The sequence below is a fragment of the Kribbella sp. NPDC051718 genome, from assembly GCF_040681515.1.
In the GTDB taxonomy this organism is placed as follows: domain Bacteria; phylum Actinomycetota; class Actinomycetes; order Propionibacteriales; family Kribbellaceae; genus Kribbella.
Genome location: NZ_JBFAYZ010000001.1, coordinates 650,627 through 668,463, shown reverse-complemented (window position 1 = coordinate 668,463; position 17,837 = coordinate 650,627). Strand labels below are relative to the sequence as shown.

Below are 17,837 nucleotides of genomic sequence, written 5' to 3'. Positions count from 1 at the left end.
TCGATACGTTCTCAGGACTTAAGACTCGCCCGCGAACCCCACCCGGGTCTGGCCATATTCGGTCATGAGCCTCGTCTCGATATTCAAGACGATATGTCTCATCAAGCAAGATTTCGGATTAGCCTGAACTATGAACAACGTGTACACGCACGGCCATCACGAATCCGTACTGCGCTCGCACAGTTGGCGCACCGCCGAGAACTCGGCCGGGTATCTGTTGCCACAGTTGCGTCCCGGGCAGTCGTTGCTCGATATCGGCGCCGGGCCGGGCACCATCACGGCGGATCTCGCCAGGCTTGTGCAGCCGGGGCGGACCACGGCGCTGGAGGCGAACGAAGGCGCGCTCGACATCACCCGCGCGACCTTCGCCGGGCTCGACATCTCGGTCGACTTCGTGGTCGGTGACGTCCACCAGCTCGACCTGCCCGACGACTCCTTCGACGTCGTCCATGCCCATCAGGTTCTGCAGCATGTGGCCGACCCAGTGCAGGCGCTCCGCGAGATGCGCCGCGTTTGCAAGCCCGGCGGCATCGTCGCGGCCCGCGACTCCGACTACCAAGCCTTCGCCTGGTTCCCCGAGCTACCGGAACTCACCGAGTGGATGAGCTTGTACCAACGCCTGGCCCGCGCCAACGGCGGCGAACCCGACGCCGGTCGCCGCTTGCTCTCCTGGGCCCTGGCTGCCGGATTCGAAAAGGTCGAGGCGACCGCCAGCAACTGGACCTTCACCACCGACGAGGACAGAGCCTGGTGGGGCGGCATGTGGGCCGACCGCATCCTCCAGTCGGCGATGGCCGAGCAGGCCCTCGCCTCCGGCGTACCGCGGCAGACTCTCGAGGAGATCTCTCAAGCCTGGAAGGCCTGGGCAGCCGACCCAGCCGCCTTCATCTCCCTACTCCACGGCGAAATCCTCGCCACCGCCTGACGCCAACACAACCAGGTACCCGTCGAGATCGCGCAGCCAGAGCTCCCGGTGACCGGCGTTGGGGTTGTAGTGGACGTCGGTCTGGACGGTGGCGCCGGCTGTTTTGGCACGCGCCGCGGCGTCGTCGAGCGAGTCCACCTGGAACCACAGCGCCACGCCGTTCCCCATCGGCAGCGCAGGGTCGCCGATCGTGCCGTGGTGGTGGCCGAGTTCCAGCTTGTGGAGCTGGAGGATCATCGCGTCGTCGACCAGCAGTTGTTCGTACTCCGGGCCGCCATGGCCGCTCGTCGCGGCCAGCACGGCGCAGTACCAGGCACTGCTCTTCTCGACGTCGGCGACGGCGATCATCGGTTGGGGTCGAACGGTCATGCCGGCCAGGCTATGAGTCGCCGCGGCCGCCGGTCTTGAAGGAATGGGAACGCTGGCGAGAGGTTTCGTACAGGACCGCGGTGGCCGCGTTGGCCGCGTTCAAGGAGCTGGCTGAGCCGGTCATCGGGATCCGGACGAGGTGATCGGCGAGCTCCTTCCAGGCGGCGCTGAGGCCTGAGGTCTCGTTGCCGATCAGGAGCAGGGTCGGCCGGGTCAGGTCGAAGTCGAAGATGTCCGCCTCGCCGTGCTCATCCGTGCCGACCACGACAACCGGCGTACCGGCGGCGCGCTGCTCCGAGATCCACGCCATCACTTCCCGCTGCGACGGCGCCCGCACGGCCGGTACTGCGAACAGCGACCCCGTGCTCGCCCGGACGGCCTTCGAGTCATACACGTCGGCGGCATGCCCGGTGACGATCACGCCGTCAGCACCGAAAGCATCGGCAGACCGAATGATCGACCCGATGTTGCCCGGCCCGGTCGGCCGATCGAACACGACGCCGAGGAAGTCCGGCCCCACCTTGATCCGCTCGAGGTCATCCGCAGGCATCTCGACGACCGCGATCAGCTCGGGCGCCGTCTCGCCCTTCTCACCCAGTTCGGCCAGCAGCTCCGGCGCCATACTGACTCGCTCGACGCCGCGGTTGCCCTGCAGCAGATCACCGGCCCATCGAGACAGTCCGCGCTCCGAGTCGTACAGGAACGCCCGGATCGTCCACCCGTGCTCGATCGCCAGGCTGATCGGCCGGACCCCCTGAACCAGGAACTCACCGGCCCGCAGTCGCTTGTTCCGGTTGGTGAGCAGCGCCTCCCACACCTGGAAGCGAGCATTCCGGCTACTGATCCGCTGCGCCGCGGTCATCGGTCCTCCGTCTGGTCAGCCGAACGAACCCCCACAGTACGAGGCTCGGCAGCCAGACCAGCATCAGCCACGGAATCCACCAGGCTCCGTATCCCTTGGCGAGCTCCGGTTGCTCCTCGGCGGCGAACGGTCGCGCCGTCGCCGCCCAGACCAGGAACGCGTCCCCGATCGGCATCAGCCCCAGCGCATACCGCTTCGTGTGCAACCCACTGACCGGTACGCCGAGTAGCTCGCCCTCCCGAGCCAGTACGCCGGCCAGCGCATCGTGCTGCACCCTCGCCGCCCCGAGCCCAACTGTCGTCGCCGACAAACTGACCCCGAACACCAGCGGCCCGGAGTCAACGTCCCCACTCCCGTCGGTCCCCGCCGGGAACTCCCGAATCGCGGGCCCGAGCCCCGTCACGAACTTCTCCCGGAACACCTCGTACTGCGACCGCGCGAACCCCGGATCGATCTCCAGCAGGAACCGATGGATCAGCGTCTGCGAAGTACCCCGAGCCCCCGTGCTCACGGGCGTCACCTGGTGCGGCATCAGGCCCGTCGCCGGATCGAGTCGCGTCTTCACACCCGCCACCCAGCGCTCCACGGTCGGCTGGAAACGGGGCGTCACCAGGTGGTCGTACAAGGCGAGCGAAGCCATCGCCACCGTCGAGTCGACCGGCCATGCCTGCCCCGGATACGCATCCAGATAAGGCGTTTGCGACGCGTCGAAGGCCTTCGCCAGCTCGGTCGAGGTTTTCGTGTACTCCGCGAGGTCACGCGACTCGGCCGGCTGCAGCGCGACGATGCCGCCGCGGAGCCAGTTGGTCCAGCCCGCGTGGAACACGCCGTACCGGGGTGTGAGCCCGTTGAGGTCGAACGGTCTCGTGCCGTCGGCCGTGTAGAGCCTGTCGAGCGCCCATTTCGCCTGGCTCGCCGCCTCTGCCCGATGCTTTGGCGAGTCCAGCCCAACCTGAACCCAGGACAGCCCGTAGAGCACGTTCATGAAGAAGTACCCCTCAGGCTTCAAGCCCTGAGCGTCCTGGTCGGCTCCGCCTTCGATTGCTTGGCGAAGGAACTGGAGTTGCTTGACCGCGCCGTCGGTCGGTTCGCCGCGCGGCAGTACCAACCGCGCGGTCCCCAGCAACGACAGCAGGCTCACCGCGACGGCGACACCGATCAACAACTTCCGCAGCACTCGCATCCCCCACGCCTCTGTTCCCAGAACCGTAGGGGGATGCGAGGTCAGGCGATGACCTGGATCAGGCCCAGTGTGTTGCCGTCCGAGTCTGTCGTGGTGGCCAGGCGCTGACGTCCGCTCGACACGATCTGCGGGTCGGTGGCCGTGATCCCGGCGCCGGCCAGCGTCGAGAGTGCGGTGTCGAGGTCGTCGACGGTGAAATTGACAGAGGTACGACCGGCCCGGTCGGGGTCCTGGAAGACCTGGACGACGCCGAGATCACTCAGATGCCACTCGGCCAGTGTGTCCATCGGCCGCTGATCCGCTGGCCGCCCGAAGAACGACTCGTACCACTGAGCCGCCGCCCCGAGTTCCTGCACCGGAATGACCGCAAGCACTGCCTTGAACCCCACGACACCCTCACCTCTCCAGACGACCACCCGAGCTTCGGGCGGCGCACTCTCTGGGGAACTCAGTGCCCAGAACAGTCCCTCGACATGCTTACGTGGCCTGAATCCGGTCAGCCCAGTTTGCGGCCGAGGAAGTCCTTGATCAGGTCGGCGATCTCAGGGGCGTTGGATTCGAGGGCGAAGTGGCCGGCATCGAGGAGGTGGATCTCGGCGTCGGGGAGGTCGCGCTGGAAGGCCTTCGCGCCGGCCGGCGGGAAGATCTCGTCGCCTGCACCCCAGGCTGCCAGCAGTGGGACCTGGCTGGTGCGGAAGTACTCCTGGAACTTCGGGTAGAGCTTGAAGTTGTCCAGGTAGGTGCGGACCAGATCGAGCTGTACGCGCTCGGCGCCGGGGCGGGCGAGCAACGACAGGTCGTGCTGCCAGGCGTCGGGGCTGAGCAGGGTCTGGTCCTTGACGCCGTGTTGGTAGGCCCACTTCACGAGGGCCTCGGACTGCATTTCGGCGGCCGCCTTTGCGGTCTCCGGCGTCGGGTTCGCGTCGTACGCGACGACGGCGGCCCACATCGCCTCGACGTACCCGTCCTCGTAGGCGTTGCCGTTCTGCGTGATCACAGCGGTGATCCGCTCGGGGTGCTCCAGCGCCATCCGCCACGCGATCGGCGCGCCGTAGTCCTGCACATAGACCGCGTACTCCGTGAGGCCGAGCTTCTCGGTGAAGGCGGTCGTCAAACTCGCCAGCGCCGCGAAGCTGTACTCGAAGTCGTCTGCTGATGGCATGGCCGAGTATCCGAAGCCGAGGTGGTCGGGCGCGATCAGGTGATAGCGGTCTTCGAGCAACGGGATCAGGTCGCGGAACATGTGCGAGCTCGCGGGGAATCCGTGCAGGAGCAGCAGTACGGGCGCGTCCGCCGGTCCTGCCTCGCGGTAGAAGAGCGCGTGTCCGTCGACCTCGATGGTCCGGTGATGAACGGTCATCTGATTTAACCCCTTTGCATGTTTTATCTGGTTACAGGGGTAAGAGAACACCCGACGGGTGTAACCTGTCAACATGGTTGATGCGGTTATGTCTGATGAGGCAGCCCTGCTCGAGCTGCTCAACTCGGCGCCGATCGTGGACGGGGTACCGACCGATGAGCTGCGCGGTGCGGGCGCGGCCGACTGGCTCCGCGCCCACGACATCCCCGGTACGCCGGCCGCCGCCCGCGAGGTGCGTGACGCGATCGCGGGCGTAGTACGGGGTCAGCGGCCGGCGGCTGAGCTGCAGCGGTTCGTCGCGGACGTGCGGCAGGTGCCTGTCGTGGGGGGGACCGGCGTGGAGTGGAAGCTGGCGGGGGCGGCGCGATTTCCTTCTCGGGTCGTGCTGGCGTGGGCCGGGGTGCAGGGCCGGTTGCGGCCGTGCGAGAACGTTGCCGAGTGCACCTTGTTCCTGATCGACCGGAGCAAGGCGAATGCGCGCCGGTGGTGCTCGATGTCAACCTGTGGGAACCGGTTGAAGGCTCGGCGGCATCAGGATCGGCTTCGTAGTACCTAGGACTTGTTGCTGGTCTGACGCGTCTCGATGACGCGGGCGCAGAGCTCCATCAGCTCGGTCTCGTTCTTGACGATCTGCTTGGCTTTGGGGCCGAGGGCGATGATGTGCTCCTTGGACTCCTGCAGCCGGACGAAGAGGCGTTCCCGCTCGCTCTCGTTGTCGGTGTACTCCGCGTCGAGGTAGGCGAGCGCGTCGCGGCGGATGTTCGCCATCGCCGTCTGGGTCCGGCCGCGGGTGCTGAACAGCGACGCGAAAATCGTGATCACCAGCACCACCAGGATCACCACCAGCGACAGGCCGGTACTGATCTCCATCACCTCGATCGGCTCGCCGCCGTTGATGAACGGCAGGTTGTTCTCGTGCAGCGCGTGCAGGATCAGCTTCGCGCCGATGAAGGCGAGGATCGCGGCCAGCCCGAAGGACAGGTAGATCAGCCGGTCCAGCAGACCGTCGAGCAGGAAGTACAGCTGCCGCAGGCCGAGCAGGCTGAACGCGGTGGCGGTGAAGACGACGTACACGTTCTGGGTCAGCCCGAAGATGGCCGGGATCGAGTCCAGGGCGAACATCAGGTCGGTACCGCCGATCGCGACCATCACGAGCAGCATCGGGGTCATCACCCGGCGGCCGTTCTGGTGGGTGACCAGCTTGTCGCCGTCGTAGGTCTCGGTCGTGGGGAAGAGTTTGCGGGCCAGCCGGACGATGACGTTCTGCGCCGAGTGGGACTCCTCGGTCTGCGGTTTCAGCATGTTGCCGGCGGTGATCAGGAGGGCGAGGCCGAACAGGTAGAAGACCCAGGCGAACGTGTTCAGCAGGGCCGAGCCGAGGAAGATGAAGCCGGCCCTGGCGATCAGCGAGATGACGATGCCGACCAGCAGCACCTTCTGCTGGTTCTCCCGGGGGACGCGGAAACTCGTCATGATGATCAAGAAGACGAACAGGTTGTCGACCGACAGTGCCTTCTCGGTGATGTACCCCGCGAAGTACTCCGATCCCATCCCGGTACCGCCGATGACGAGCGTGCCGAGCCCGAACAGGATCGCGATCCCGACGTACAGGCTGGACCAGACGGCCGCTTCACGCAGCGTCGGTACGTGCGCGCTCCGCACATGGAAGAAGTAGTCGAAGGCAAGCAGTCCGACGATCGCCAGAATCGTCAGCACCCAGACCAACGCAGAAACGCCCATCCTCAATCATCCGATCACGAGGCAGCCGGCCGCCACCACCCAATCACGCCTGCGCAACCAACTCATATACCCCACGCCACCTCCGCCGTCCGCTCCGGCGTCGCTACCTGCTCCGACGGCTCCCGCCCACCCTGGTGTGCGGGCTCCTTCGTCGCCCGCTTTGGTGAGAACACGGCGGTCGGCCGTGCCGTGTCGGGTGGGCGTGGCGGACTCGGTGGTGCTGGCGGGATTGGCGGATCTCGCCCCGATGACGCGTGGCAGACCGCTGAGTCTGGTAGCCGTGGTTCCCGTCTGCCGTGGTAGCGCTCCGCTTGGCTGGCTCTCACCCCGCGCGGGGCGCAATCCAGGGTAGGCGGGGTCAGGTTGGTTGGGTGGGGACTGCGGTTTCGGTGCGGAGGGCTTGGAGGATTTCTATTTCTCGGTTGATGTCTCGGCGTTTGGACTCCAGGCGGGCCAGTTGCTCGGCCAGGAGTTGTTCCATGACGCCGGTGCGTTCTTCGGGTGGGGACTCCAGGCAGGGGAGTAGCTCGTTGATGCTGGTGCTGCAGAGGCCGGCTGCGAAGAGGTGCTGGATCAGGACTACTCGTTCGACCGTGGAGTCGTCGAAGTCGCGCCAGCCGGCGGGGGTGCGGGCGGCGCGGATGAGGCCGTGCTCCTCGTAGTACCGCAGAGATCTTGTGCTGACGCCGCTGGCCTCAGCCAGTTCTCCGATGCGCATGGGGCCTCCTCGGGCTCCATTGTTGCAGTTGACGCCGGTGTGAGTTTCACGATGGGGGCCGCATCAGGGACCACGAAAGGACGCATCATGGAGTGGCTTTACCTCGGCGTCGCGGTCGTCTTCGAGATCACCGTCGCGATCGCGGCCAGCAAAGCCCAGGGCTTCACCCGGCCGGGCTGGACCGTGGCGACGCTGGTCAGCGGTGGCATTGCGACGTACTTCCTCAGCCTCGCGCTGCTGACCTTCGATGTCGGCGTCGGGTACGCCGTCTGGACCTCGGTCGCCGGAATCGGGATCGCCGTCCTGGGCGCCATCCTGTTCCGGCAACGCCTCGGCTGGCGGAAACTGCTCGGTATCGCCGTCATCATCGTCGGCGTCGCCGGACTTCAGCTCAGTGGATCGACGCTGTGACGGGGCGGGCGCGCGGATGGCTGGTACTGGTTCTCGCAGGGGTTTTCGAGGTCGGCTACGCCCTGTCCGTCGGCGGAAGCCACGGCTTCGGCGTGCTCTCGTGGTCGCTCGTCGCGGTGGTGTTCTTCCTGCTGACGCTCTTCGCGCTCAGCGTCGCCTTGCGGACGATCGACATGGGGATCGGGTACGCCGTCTGGGCGGGGATCGGCGCGGTCGGCGCCGCGCTGCTCGGGCCCGTCTTCTTCGCCGAGACCCTCACCCCGACGAAGGCTTTCTGGCTGGCAGTGATCGTCACCGGGGTCGTCTGGCTCAAGTTGTCGGACCGGTCCAGTCGATCTCCCGATCCCGTGCGGTCGGCGGGTGGTTCAGCGACTTTTGACCAAGGCAACGAGGTACCGGGTGTTGTCGGTCGTGGGGTTGATGAAGGTGCACGGCACGGGGGCGCCTAGCTGGAGGCAGTCGCCGGTCGACATCTGATGGAGGACGTCGCCTTCCTGGAAGTGCAGGCTGCCTTCCAGGATCCAGATCTGCTGGTACTTGAAGATGTACGCGTCCGCCGGGTACGAGACGGAGGCGCCCGGCGGCAGCTCGACCTCGACGAGCTCGAGCGGGCTGTCGCTGACGGGGGAGATCGCCCGGCGGCGGTACCCGGTCGCCGGGTCGGTCCAGGTGGGCTGATCCGCCGCTCGCCGGAGGAGTTCGTCGGCGCCACCTTCCGCGCGGGCGACCAACTCCGACAGCGTCAGCCCGAGCGCTCCCGAGAGCCTGCCCAGCAGTACTGCGGTCGGTTGCGCCTCCCCACGCTCGATCTTCCCGATCATCGCCCGCGACACGCCGGATCGGTCGGCCAGCGCGTTGACCGACAACTCGCGATCGACGCGGGCAGCCTGCAACGTCGCCGCCAGCGAGGCGGACAGCGGATCATCCATGCTTGCCACTATAGCGGCATCTATGGCTACTATCGTGGCATGGGAAAGATCCGTGAAGCGACCGCACTGGACGCCGAGGCCTGCGCGGCGATCTACGCGCCCTACGTCCGCGACACCGCCATCACTTTCGAACTGGACTCACCGTCGACCGCCGAGATGGCCGCCCGCATCGAGACAGCCACCCGAGCCCACGCCTGGCTGGTCCTCGAAGACGACAACGGCACGGTTATCGGCTACGCCTACGGCGGCGTACTGAAGCCGAGAGCGGCGTACCGCTGGTCCTGCGAAGTCAGCATCTACGTGCAAATGGGCCTCCGCCGCACCGGCGGCGGCCGAGCCCTCTACGAAGCCCTCTTCGACCGCCTAATCGCCCGCGGCTACCGGACGGCGGTCGCCGGTATGACCCTCCCCAACCCGGCCAGCGAAGGCCTCCACGCCGCCCTAGGCTTCGAACCCATCGGCACCTACCGAAAAATAGGCTGGAAACACAACACCTGGCACGACGTCCACTGGACCCAACGCCCGTTGGCAACCACCGACGACCCACCCGCCGAACCCACCTGACTACGAGAGCAGGCGGAGGAGACGTTCGGCCTGTAGTTCTGCGGTGCCGGGTGGGTTGCGGTGGGCTGATGGGCCGTCGGGGCCGAGCAGGGTGAGCCAGAAGGTGGCGTAGAGGCGCCGGGCGGATCGGAGTCGGTCGGGGTTTGCCGGGAGTGGGGCAGGAAGTCGGTCCAGTCGGTGGATCGGGATGCGATGTGTTCGAGGAGGCTGGCCAGTTCTACGGCGAGGTCGCTTTGGCCGGCGTCTTCGAAGTCGATGATGCGGAGCCGGGTTCCGTCCCAGAGGTAGTTCGCGAGATTCGGGTCGACGTGGCCGATGACGGGGTCCAGCGGCTTGACCAGTTCGTCCGCTGCCGAGCCGGCCATCCAGTCCACGGCTGCCAGCTGCGCCTCGGCGACGATCCCCGAGGCGTTCCAAGATGCGATCTCTCGGCGGGTCCGGTCGATGAAGGCTGCGAAGTCGATCGGCTCTACGCCAGTCGGAGGGATGGACCAGAGCTCACCAAGGGCAACTTGGAGCCCGCTCAGTTGTTCCGCAGTCAAGGGCCCACCCAACGGCTGCCCCGGAAGCCGGCTCATGGCGACCGACGGCTGCAACATAGGCGATGAAGGCATCACAAGCCTGATCGGCGCCGGCACGAGGTGGGGCTTCGCGGCGTGAACCACCTGCAAGGCGGCCCACTCGCGCAGATGCTCGTCGCGTCCCCAGTCGACGTAGGTCTTGGTGACCACCTCACCACTGACGTCGATCCGATGCGTATGAATCGTCATCACCCTCCGATGGACGAGCGGTCAGTACAGACCCATCTCCAGGTTCAGCTCAGTCAGCTCGTCGGCGGCGTCGCGGCGCTCGCGATCGTCCTTGCGCCTGTAGTCCATCAAGGATTCGACCTCCACATGGCGATGTGTTCCCACTCTTAGGTACTGGATCGCTCCGGCGTCCAAGAGGCTGAGGAGGTGAGGGTGGGAGACGTTCAGCAATGACGCTGCCTGGTGGGTATCCGTTGTCGCGCCTTCCGGTTCTGGGGCACCCACGGTTTCTCCTCCTATGACCGAGCCGGCGATGGACAAGTGAAGGGTCCGTAACCGACGCGGCGAACGCAAGCAGCCGCGCAGACGTCTGCCGGACGGGAACGGGTGACCCGGTGTTCTCGCGAAGCGGGCGATGGAGGAGCGGCCATCGGAGGTGGCGTGGGGGACCACAGTCGGCGTGGGCTACCAGGCGAGATGGTGGGTGGCTAGGCGGTCGGCGTACCAGGTGCGGATTGCCGTGGTGGTTTCGGTGGGGAGGGGGGTGGTGGCTGCGGTGATGGTGGATTGGAGGTGGGGGAGTGAGCGGGTGCCGGGGATGACGGTGGAGACGCCGGTGTTGGCTAGGAGGAATTGGAGGGCGGCGTCTACCAGGGTTACGCCGGAGGGGAGTAGGGCGCGGAGTTCGTCTACCAGGGTGGCGCGGAGGGCTACGTCGTCGGCGGACCAGCGGGAGCGTACGTCGGTGAAGGTGGTGTTGGCGTCGTAGCGGCCTGACAGCCAGCCGGACTCTAGTGGGACCTTGACGATGACACCGGCGCCGTGGGTGGGTGCTTCGGAGACGCTGGGCCAGGTTTCCTGGAAGAGCGCTGACATCCGGACCTCGAGTGCTTGGGATGTGGTGTTCGCACACACCGTCCGGACGTCTTGGTCCCAGTCCACCGAGGCGCCGAAGGCGCGGATCAGGCCCTTGTCTCGTAGGGCTTCCAGGGCGGCGTAGTGGTCGGCGCTGTTCAGTACCTCCGGCGGCGGGCTGTGCAGGACGACGACGTCGATGTGGTCGACGCCCATCCGCCGGGCGCTGCCCTCGACCGATGTCGCGACCGCGTCGACCGACCAGTCGGCGCGCCCGTCGTGGGTCGGGCCGACCTTGGTGCAGAGCACGACCTGGTCGCGGGAGACGCTCTGCAGAGCGGTGCCGATGTTCAGTTCGCTCTGGCCGTCTGCGTACGCCGGCGCGGTGTCGATGAAGTTCACCCCGGCGTCCAGGGCGGCGTGCACGATCCGCACGGCCTCGTCCGGGTCGGGGCCGGTCGGCCAGCTCGAGGACTTGCCGAGCTGCCATCCACCCAGCCCGATCGTGGTGACGTCGATACCGGAGGAGCCGAGAGGGCGTGTCTGCAGGGTCATAACGATGAACCTAGTGGAGCCAAGTGCCGCAGGCGTCGGGTCAGGGGGTGCGGGATGCCAGGTGCAGGCGCCACTTCTCCATCGCTTGGGTCAGGGCTTCGGTGACCAGGATCAGGAGTTCGGCGGAGTTGTCGAAGCGGACGCCGGCCGGGGTGGTGGGGCCGAGGATCTTGGCGGCTTGACGGGAGGCGGCGATCAAGGCGTTGTTCATTTGTAGAGAGGCCAGCAGGTTGCGGAGCCAGATCTCGTCGTCGATGACGTAGCGTTCGCGGCGTTCGCCGGGGAGGCGCTCGCGCAGCAGCATGCCTTGTTGTTCCAGGAAGCCGATGGCGTGCGAGATGGAGGCAGGGCTGACGCGGAGCCGCTGGACCAGCTCGGCTGCGCTGAGGGCGCCGGAGTCGGTGATGTGCAGGCAGGCCATCACCCGGGCTTCCATCCTGGGGAGGCCTTGCTGGACCAGTAGGTCGGTGAATGCCTCGGTGAAGTCCTGGACGGCCTGGGGGTCGCGGCCGTAGCTGCTGTCGGTGGGGGCCGGCGCCGGTGGCTGCGGCTGGTTGTTGCGGCGGGCACGGGTACTGGTGTCCTGCTGCGCGCGGTCGGCCTGGTAGTCGTCGGGGCCGCCGTTGCGGGTGACCTCTCGCATGATCGTCGAGGCGGGGCGGTCCAGGCGCCGGCCGAGTTCCGCGTAGCCGAGTCCTTCGGCCAGGCCCGCGGCGATCAGCCGCCGGTCCTCCTCGGTGAGTCTGCCTCCGGGCATCGGTACTGGTCTCCTGTCGCTGTCGGACGTCCGCCAAGTATGCATTCACCCTCAGGCCATTGCAATGCAATGCAACCTCAGCCATTGCGTTTAGAGTCAGACTCATTGCAAAGCAAGCCAGAATCGACCGTAAATAAGGCGAAGAAGCTCAAGATAAGTGTTGCGTGATCTCTGAACGCAATGTAGCGTTCTTCTTGTTCGGAGATTCCTGAACAACAAGAGCGCTAGGAGATCGTGATGGGAAACATGCAGATGGTGCCGGTCGACGACACGGCGCTCGCGATGACGGACAGCGGTGGCGCCGGCCAGGCGATCGTGTACCTGAACGGCGCGTACGCCGACCAGCGGCCGTGGCGCCCGGTGATCGAGGCCCTCGGCAACGAGTACCGGCACATCGCGTACGACGAGCGGGCGCGCGGCAAGTCGAAGCAGTCGGCGGACTACTCGTTCGAGGGGACCTTGCGGGACCTGGACGCCATTCTCACCGCGACCGGGGTGGACAAGCCGATCCTGGTCGGCTGGTCGTACGGCGCGACCATCGCGGCGCACTGGGCCGCGCGGCACCCCGATCGCGTACTCGGGGTCGTCAACGTGGACGGCGCGATGCCGTACGGGTTGACCGGTGAGGAAGGGCAGGAGCGGATCCGCAAGCTCTTCCACAAGATGCGGTTCATCCTCCCGCTGGCTCGCCCGTTCGGGATGGCGGCGCGGATGAGTGCCGCGATGCACGCCGAGGTCAACATCGAGATCAACGAGATCGTCGACTCGGTGGACGTACAGCTCGACCAGGTGACCTGCCCGGTGCGGTACGTGCTCGCGACCGGCTCCAACCTCGGCGGTGGCGAGGAGGAGATGGAGGCCGCGCGGGCTTCCCTCGACCCGGTACTGGAGCGCAACCCGAACATCCAGGTCAGCGCCAAGGTCCCGAGCAACCACTCGAAGATCCTCAAGAAGGACTACCAAGCCATCGCCCAGGCAGTCCGCGAAACCATCGCGGCCGCCCACCAGCTGAACAACAACTAATAAGGAGAAACGCCATGACCATCACCCTCAACGACCAAGACAAGAACACTCTCCGTACCGCCGCGTACGGCGCCGTCTCACTGATCGCCGCCGCCGCGTCCAAGCCGCACAAGGTCGCCACCGACGGCACCATCGCCCTGACCTCCTCGACCGGCCTGGTCGGCCACGTCCTCAACGAGAAGTCGAAGGGCATGAATCTCGGCGGCAAGACCGTCGCCGAGATGGCCGACAACGTCTTGCCGGCTCTCACCGCGGCCATGACCCTGCTGAAGGAGCAGGCTCCGGTCGAGGCCGACAACTTCCGCAACACCGTCGTCCTCGCCATCGAGGCCGCGCAGACCCACCTGGGTGAGCCCAGCCCGGTACTGCTCGACATGGCTCGCAAGATCACCGGTGCGCTCGACGCCGCATGATCCGGGCAACACGTCCAGCAGCAGGGAGTCCTACCTGCTGCTGGACGTGCTTTTCATGGGTGGGCAGGTCCCACCCGGAGTCGTAGCCAGTTCGAAGTGCCAGATCTCGTTGGCGAGGGTCTGGCAGAGCCCGAAGCGGGCGCCCTTGCGGTTCAGCCAGTCGTCGGCGTCGGTCGGCCCGACGTCGACCGCACCGCCGGTCACGTGGTGCGATTCCTCCGGCGTAGCGACGTACTCGCTGGCCTTCTTCCGGCTGCCGTAGCGCTTGATCGCCTTCTCCAGCAGCTCTTCCTGGTACTCCTTGCTCCGCCAGCCAGTCGTCAGATGAAGCTCGATCCCCGCCTTCTCGGCAGCCTTGGCCGCGTCTTGGATCGCCTTCAGAAGGTCAGGATTCAGGTTCGCCACCCCGGGCAGCGAGGTGTCGAACGGCGACGCGTTGTCCGGCAGTACGCCGTCCTCCGGACCTGGCTCGCCGCGATGGTGCTTGGTGGACTTGGTCGAAGAGGGCTCGGACGTGGCTGATTGGGTGTTGTCGACCGAAGTACAAGCGGCCAGGGCGAAGCAGATGACCGCGACGACGATCGCCACCACGATCAGTGCGGTGAGCCGGCGCATTTTCTTGCGAGTGGCAACGAGTTCGTCAGGGAGCATGTCTCCAGGCAACAACTGAGCACGTTGCCGGAGCGTCAACGTTTCCGGATACGTTTTCGATACGTCCGGCCTGCTTCAATGGTGGTCATGCGGGTTCTGGTCGTGGAGGACGAGGTGTACCTCGCCGAGGCGATCCGGGCCGGGCTGCGACTCGAGGCGATCGCGGCCGATCTCGCCTTCGACGGCGAGAGCGCGCTGGAGTCGATCAGCATCAACGAGTACGACGTGGTCGTGCTCGACCGGGACATCCCGCCGCCGGACGGTGACGAGGTGGCCCGCCGGATCCTCGCCCACGGACTGCCGTGCCGGATCCTGATGCTCACCGCGGCCGGTGATCTCGACGACAAGATCAGCGGTTTCGAGGTGGGCGCCGACGACTACCTGACCAAACCGTTCGAGCTGCGCGAGCTGGTCGTCAGGTTGCGGGCGCTGGCTCGCAGGTCCGCGGAGTCGACGCCGACGGTGCTCGAGTATGCCGGGGTCAGCCTCGATCCGTTCCGGCGGGAGGTCTACCGGTCCGGACGCTACGTGAAGCTGACCCGCAAACAGTTCTCTGTCCTGGAGGTGTTGATGACGGCCAAAGGTGGAGTGATCAGCGCCGAGACGCTGCTCGAACGCGCCTGGGACGAGAACGCCGATCCGTTCAGCAACACCGTCCGGATCACGATCTCCACGCTGCGCAAGCGGCTCGGCGACCCCTGGGTAATCCACACCGTGCCGGGCGTCGGCTACCGGATCGGCGACTCATGAGTACTACGCCCGCCGTACCGGCCGAACCGTTGATGAGTTGGCGGCCGCGGCTGACCGTGCGGCTCCGGTTGACGCTGAGCTACGCGTTGCTGCTCGTGCTGGCGGGCGGCGTGATCGGCATCATCATCTATGCGGTGATGCGGTTCGTGCCGAACTACCCGCTGACCGCAGCCAACCCGCGCGACCAGACGCCCGTGGCGACGCGCGGCGAGATCCTCGACACCGTCGTCAAACTGACCCTGTACGCGTTGGCGTTGCTGGCCGCGATCGGGATGGGCGCCGGGTGGATCATCGCCGGCCGGATGCTGCGGCCGCTGCAGGAGATCACCTCGGCGGCGCGGCTGGCGGCGAACGGGTCGCTCGATCACCGGATCAGGCTGGGTGGGCCGCGGGACGAGTTCACCGATCTGTCCGACACGTTCGACGAGATGCTCGAGCGGCTGGAGCGGGCGTTCACGCAGTACCGGCGGTTCGCGGCGAACGCGTCGCACGAGTTGCGGACGCCGCATGCGGTGATGAAGACGATGCTCGAGGTCGCGATCGCGGATCCCGATCATCAGGATGTCCGGGAGCTGGCTCGCCGGTTGCACGAGACGAATCAGCGCGGGATCGACATCGTCGAGGCGCTGCTCGCGCTGGCTGCGCTCGGCAACCGGAAGGTCGAGCTGGAGCCGGTCAATCTCGCGTCGATCGCACGGCAGGCCGTGGTCGACTTGCAGCCGGAGGCGGAGGCGGCTGGGGTCACGCTCGGTACGTCGATCGAGGGCTCGATCGTCGAGGGCAACGAGACGCTGCTGCACCAACTGATCGTCAACCTCGGCCAGAACGCGATCCGCCACAACCTCCCCGTCGGCGGTACTGCGCTGCTGACGGTCCAGTCCGGCGGTCGCTTGACCGTGGTCAACACAGGCGAAGTCATCGACCCCGCCAAGGTCGCCACCCTCACCGAACCCTTCACCCGAGGCGCCCGCCTCGCCAAACATTCAGGTAACGGCCAGGGGCTCGGCCTCGCCCTGGTTGCCGCCATCACCACCGCGCACGGCGGCACCCTCGATCTGGCAGCCCAACCAACCGGCGGCCTCAAAGCCTCAGTTCACCTGCACCCCCTGCGCAGTTGACCTCGGGGTCGGGTGAGGATTGGGGTATGGGTGAGGTGACTGTGCGGCGGGCCATCGAGGCGGATGAGTCGGCGCTGCTGGCGATCGAGTTGACCGTATGGGACGCGTCGTCGGGGTTCCCGTCGATGACGCCGGCGGACAAGGATGCGTTCTTCAACGAACGCAGTGGGCCGGACGCCCACCTGGTGGCCGAGGACGACGGCGAAGTCCTGGGCTATCTCCGGCTACAGGACAAGTACACGTTCCCCGAAGGCGACGGTGTGCTGTCGATCAACGGGATCGCGGTGGCCAAACAGGCGCAGGGCCGGGGCATCGGCTCGATCCTGCTGACCGCGGCGGCCAAGGAGGGCAGGATCCGTCGCGCCCGCAAGATCACCTTGAACGTGCACGGTACGAACACCGTCGCAAGGCGGCTGTACGAGCGCCACGGTTACGTCGTCGAAGGAACCCACCCACGTGAGTTCCTGATCGAGGGCCAGTACGTCGACAAGCTGACGCTGGCCAAGGACCTCTGAGCCAGGGGATTACGGGTTGACCCCGTGCTCCCGCAGCCACGGCTTCGGGTCGATCGGGTCGCCGCCGCCGGGTAGTACCTCGAAGTGCACGTGCGGCCCCGTCGTATTGCCGGTGACGCCGATCGCGCCGACCTGATCGCCGGCCTTGACCGTGTCGCCGACCGAGACGTCGAACTCCGACATGTGGCTGTACGACGTGACGGTGCCGTCCGCGTGGCGGACCTTCACCTGACGGCCGTAGGCGCCTTCGTAGTCGGCCTGGATCACTTCACCGGCCATCACCGAGCGGATCGGCGTACCGAGCGGGGCCGCGAAGTCGAGGCCGGTGTGGTTCTTGGCCCAGCGTCCGCCTGCCTGGCCGAAGCCGGCCGTCAGGTGGTAGCCGGTGGTCGGCAGCACGACCTTCGGTGCGGCCGCTGCCTTGGCAAGAGCCTCGGCCTTCGCCGCAGCCGCTGCCTTGGCGAGTGCCTTGGCCTTGGCCGCGGCCTGTGCCTTGGCAGCCGACAGGGCCAGCGCGCGGCGAGCGGTCAGCGTCGCGTTCGCGGTCAGCTTCGCCTGACGAGCCTTGGCGACGGCGGCCGCGTCGATCTGCGCCTTGCGGGTGGAGGCGAGCGACAGGTCGAAGCGGGCCATGTCGCGCGAGGCCAGGTCACGGCGCTCGACCCGGGCTGCGGTCATCGCTTCGAGCTGGCCTGCGGTGGCGCTGGTCCCGGCGTTGGCCGGACCAGCTGAGGGGGAGAGGGCGACGGCACTGGTGCCGGCGGCGGCCGCGAGGGCAGCCGTCAGGCCGACCAGCTGGACGCCACGGACGGAAGTACGGCGGGTCAGGCGGTGCTTCGCCACCCGACGCGCGCCGGCCGGGGTACGACGAGGTGCCGTACGTCCTGCTTCCGACACGTCATGGTGAGGGGACACGAGAGCCTTCCAGAGTCGAGTTGCCGCCAGGGTCATCCCGAGCGGCCCATCGACCATAACGAGGAGGTCACGGACTCCTCAAACGCGCATTGCGATCAGATCACCGAATCCCGCTACCCGCGGTGACGGATTCCGCGCCATCCGTCGCCGCTCAGGCGTAGAAGTAACCAGTGAGTAGTTGAATGATGCCGTGACCGGGATCACCCGCGTCACAGCTCCTCAGGGGACTCCTGAGCCGTTATAGGGCGTCCAGAATATGAGAGGTTTGTCTACCGACTTACTTCCCTTTCAATGTCCTCGCATACTGGGATGACCAGGCCCGAAGAAAGGAGACGGTGATGACAGAACCAGTCCGGCGTGAACTCGCCTTCTACCGTCTCCACATCGACCTGCAGCGCGTCTCCAGCGCCCTGTGTCTGCTCTGACAGCTCTCTAGAGCCACCTCTTTCGCCAAGACACCTTCACGACGGTACGA

The 17,837-nt window shown here is 66.6% G+C and carries 24 protein-coding genes and 1 pseudogene; 11 read left to right on the top strand and 14 right to left on the bottom strand.

Annotated features, from left to right (window positions below; all coding sequences use genetic code 11):
* Nucleotides 1-130 precede the first annotated feature (130 nt).
* Nucleotides 131-925: a class I SAM-dependent methyltransferase gene (locus AB0M15_RS03310; protein WP_363813390.1), complete on the top strand. Its 795-nt coding sequence runs from the start codon at nt 131-133 to the stop codon at nt 923-925.
* Here the strand turns inward: AB0M15_RS03310 and AB0M15_RS03305 are convergent.
* The 5 genes from AB0M15_RS03305 to AB0M15_RS03285 all read right to left on the bottom strand — a co-directional run bounded on the left by AB0M15_RS03305 (nt 893) and on the right by AB0M15_RS03285 (nt 4,699).
* Nucleotides 893-1,294, bottom strand: a complete 402-nt coding sequence (locus AB0M15_RS03305; protein WP_363813388.1) for a VOC family protein — start codon at nt 1,292-1,294, stop codon at nt 893-895. The two genes, AB0M15_RS03310 and AB0M15_RS03305, sit on opposite strands and share 33 nt — an antisense overlap.
* 10 nt (nt 1,295-1,304) lie before the next feature.
* Nucleotides 1,305-2,156: a TrmH family RNA methyltransferase gene (locus AB0M15_RS03300; protein ID WP_363813386.1), complete on the bottom strand. Its 852-nt coding sequence runs from the start codon at nt 2,154-2,156 to the stop codon at nt 1,305-1,307.
* Nucleotides 2,131-3,339 carry a hypothetical protein gene (locus tag AB0M15_RS03295; protein ID WP_363813384.1) on the bottom strand — a complete coding sequence of 403 codons (1,209 nt, stop codon included), beginning with the start codon at nt 3,337-3,339 and terminating at the stop codon, nt 2,131-2,133. Before AB0M15_RS03295 ends, AB0M15_RS03300 begins: the two co-directional genes overlap by 26 nt.
* A gap of 41 nt (nt 3,340-3,380) precedes the next feature.
* Entirely contained in the window at nt 3,381-3,728 is a 348-nt protein-coding gene (locus tag AB0M15_RS03290) for a VOC family protein (protein ID WP_363813383.1), read from the bottom strand.
* Between the two features lie 107 nt (nt 3,729-3,835).
* Nucleotides 3,836-4,699 (bottom strand): alpha/beta hydrolase, encoded by an 864-nt coding sequence (locus AB0M15_RS03285; protein ID WP_363813381.1) that lies wholly within the window; start codon nt 4,697-4,699, stop codon nt 3,836-3,838.
* Between the two features lie 73 nt (nt 4,700-4,772).
* Here AB0M15_RS03285 and AB0M15_RS03280 point away from each other — a divergent pair, with 73 nt between their 5' ends.
* Nucleotides 4,773-5,255 (top strand): CGNR zinc finger domain-containing protein, encoded by a 483-nt coding sequence (locus AB0M15_RS03280; protein WP_363813379.1) that lies wholly within the window; start codon nt 4,773-4,775, stop codon nt 5,253-5,255.
* Here AB0M15_RS03280 and AB0M15_RS03275 read toward each other — a convergent pair.
* Nucleotides 5,252-6,439, bottom strand: coding sequence for a TerC family protein (locus AB0M15_RS03275; RefSeq protein WP_363813377.1), 1,188 nt, complete (start codon nt 6,437-6,439; stop codon nt 5,252-5,254). The two genes, AB0M15_RS03280 and AB0M15_RS03275, sit on opposite strands and share 4 nt — an antisense overlap.
* Before the next feature lie 358 nt (nt 6,440-6,797).
* Nucleotides 6,798-7,157 (bottom strand): MerR family transcriptional regulator, encoded by a 360-nt coding sequence (locus AB0M15_RS03270; RefSeq protein WP_363813375.1) that lies wholly within the window; start codon nt 7,155-7,157, stop codon nt 6,798-6,800.
* Between the two features lie 87 nt (nt 7,158-7,244).
* Between AB0M15_RS03270 and AB0M15_RS03265 the strand changes: the two genes are divergently transcribed.
* Together AB0M15_RS03265 and AB0M15_RS03260 are read left to right on the top strand one after the other, a co-directional pair.
* A complete protein-coding gene (locus tag AB0M15_RS03265) occupies nt 7,245-7,568 on the top strand; it encodes a multidrug efflux SMR transporter (protein ID WP_363813374.1) in 324 nt (107 codons plus the stop codon).
* Nucleotides 7,565-8,017 carry a multidrug efflux SMR transporter gene (locus tag AB0M15_RS03260; RefSeq protein ID WP_363813372.1) on the top strand — a complete coding sequence of 151 codons (453 nt, stop codon included), beginning with the start codon at nt 7,565-7,567 and terminating at the stop codon, nt 8,015-8,017. Before AB0M15_RS03265 ends, AB0M15_RS03260 begins: the two co-directional genes overlap by 4 nt.
* Here the strand turns inward: AB0M15_RS03260 and AB0M15_RS03255 are convergent.
* Nucleotides 7,934-8,497 (bottom strand): XRE family transcriptional regulator, encoded by a 564-nt coding sequence (locus tag AB0M15_RS03255; protein WP_363813371.1) that lies wholly within the window; start codon nt 8,495-8,497, stop codon nt 7,934-7,936. The two genes, AB0M15_RS03260 and AB0M15_RS03255, sit on opposite strands and share 84 nt — an antisense overlap.
* A 39-nt stretch (nt 8,498-8,536) precedes the next feature.
* Here AB0M15_RS03255 and AB0M15_RS03250 point away from each other — a divergent pair, with 39 nt between their 5' ends.
* Nucleotides 8,537-9,061: an N-acetyltransferase family protein gene (locus AB0M15_RS03250; RefSeq protein ID WP_363813369.1), complete on the top strand. Its 525-nt coding sequence runs from the start codon at nt 8,537-8,539 to the stop codon at nt 9,059-9,061.
* On the opposite strand, the gene AB0M15_RS03245 is transcribed toward AB0M15_RS03250, so the two are convergent.
* From AB0M15_RS03245 to AB0M15_RS03230, 4 genes and pseudogenes are all read right to left on the bottom strand, one after another.
* Entirely contained in the window at nt 8,962-9,831 is an 870-nt protein-coding gene (locus tag AB0M15_RS03245; RefSeq protein ID WP_363813368.1) for a phosphotransferase, read from the bottom strand. The two genes, AB0M15_RS03250 and AB0M15_RS03245, sit on opposite strands and share 100 nt — an antisense overlap.
* A 111-nt stretch (nt 9,832-9,942) precedes the next feature.
* Nucleotides 9,943-10,095 (bottom strand): annotated as a pseudogene (locus AB0M15_RS03240) (excisionase family DNA-binding protein); the annotation flags it as partial.
* 180 nt (nt 10,096-10,275) lie between these two features.
* Complete coding sequence (locus AB0M15_RS03235) at nt 10,276-11,220, bottom strand: aldo/keto reductase (RefSeq protein WP_363813366.1); 945 nt, start codon at nt 11,218-11,220, stop codon at nt 10,276-10,278.
* 40 nt (nt 11,221-11,260) lie between these two features.
* The gene (locus tag AB0M15_RS03230; protein ID WP_363813364.1) at nt 11,261-11,977 is read right to left on the bottom strand and encodes a helix-turn-helix domain-containing protein; all 717 of its coding nucleotides are present in this window, start codon (nt 11,975-11,977) and stop codon (nt 11,261-11,263) included.
* Between the two features lie 237 nt (nt 11,978-12,214).
* Here AB0M15_RS03230 and AB0M15_RS03225 point away from each other — a divergent pair, with 237 nt between their 5' ends.
* Nucleotides 12,215-13,000 (top strand): alpha/beta fold hydrolase, encoded by a 786-nt coding sequence (locus tag AB0M15_RS03225; protein ID WP_363813362.1) that lies wholly within the window; start codon nt 12,215-12,217, stop codon nt 12,998-13,000.
* A gap of 14 nt (nt 13,001-13,014) precedes the next feature.
* The gene (locus AB0M15_RS03220; protein WP_363813360.1) at nt 13,015-13,413 is read left to right on the top strand and encodes a hypothetical protein; all 399 of its coding nucleotides are present in this window, start codon (nt 13,015-13,017) and stop codon (nt 13,411-13,413) included.
* A 30-nt stretch (nt 13,414-13,443) separates the two neighbouring features.
* Here AB0M15_RS03220 and AB0M15_RS03215 read toward each other — a convergent pair whose 3' ends face one another.
* Nucleotides 13,444-14,064: a M15 family metallopeptidase gene (locus AB0M15_RS03215; protein ID WP_363813358.1), complete on the bottom strand. Its 621-nt coding sequence runs from the start codon at nt 14,062-14,064 to the stop codon at nt 13,444-13,446.
* Between the two features lie 87 nt (nt 14,065-14,151).
* On the opposite strand from AB0M15_RS03215, the gene AB0M15_RS03210 reads away from it, so the two are divergent.
* From AB0M15_RS03210 to AB0M15_RS03200, 3 genes are read left to right on the top strand one after another with little or no spacing between them, the layout of a single operon-like run.
* A complete protein-coding gene (locus tag AB0M15_RS03210; RefSeq protein ID WP_363813357.1) occupies nt 14,152-14,814 on the top strand; it encodes a response regulator transcription factor in 663 nt (220 codons plus the stop codon).
* Nucleotides 14,811-15,932, top strand: a complete 1,122-nt coding sequence (locus AB0M15_RS03205) for a HAMP domain-containing sensor histidine kinase (RefSeq protein ID WP_363813356.1) — start codon at nt 14,811-14,813, stop codon at nt 15,930-15,932. The genes AB0M15_RS03210 and AB0M15_RS03205 overlap by 4 nt, the downstream gene beginning before the upstream one ends.
* 26 nt (nt 15,933-15,958) lie before the next feature.
* Nucleotides 15,959-16,447, top strand: coding sequence for a GNAT family N-acetyltransferase (locus AB0M15_RS03200; protein ID WP_363813354.1), 489 nt, complete (start codon nt 15,959-15,961; stop codon nt 16,445-16,447).
* A 9-nt stretch (nt 16,448-16,456) separates the two neighbouring features.
* On the opposite strand, the gene AB0M15_RS03195 is transcribed toward AB0M15_RS03200, so the two are convergent.
* The gene (locus tag AB0M15_RS03195) at nt 16,457-17,290 is read right to left on the bottom strand and encodes a M23 family metallopeptidase (protein WP_363813352.1); all 834 of its coding nucleotides are present in this window, start codon (nt 17,288-17,290) and stop codon (nt 16,457-16,459) included.
* A 410-nt stretch (nt 17,291-17,700) separates the two neighbouring features.
* Between AB0M15_RS03195 and AB0M15_RS03190 the strand changes: the two genes are divergently transcribed.
* Nucleotides 17,701-17,787, top strand: a complete 87-nt coding sequence (locus tag AB0M15_RS03190; protein WP_363814551.1) for a putative leader peptide — start codon at nt 17,701-17,703, stop codon at nt 17,785-17,787.
* Nucleotides 17,788-17,837: the final 50 nt, after the last annotated feature.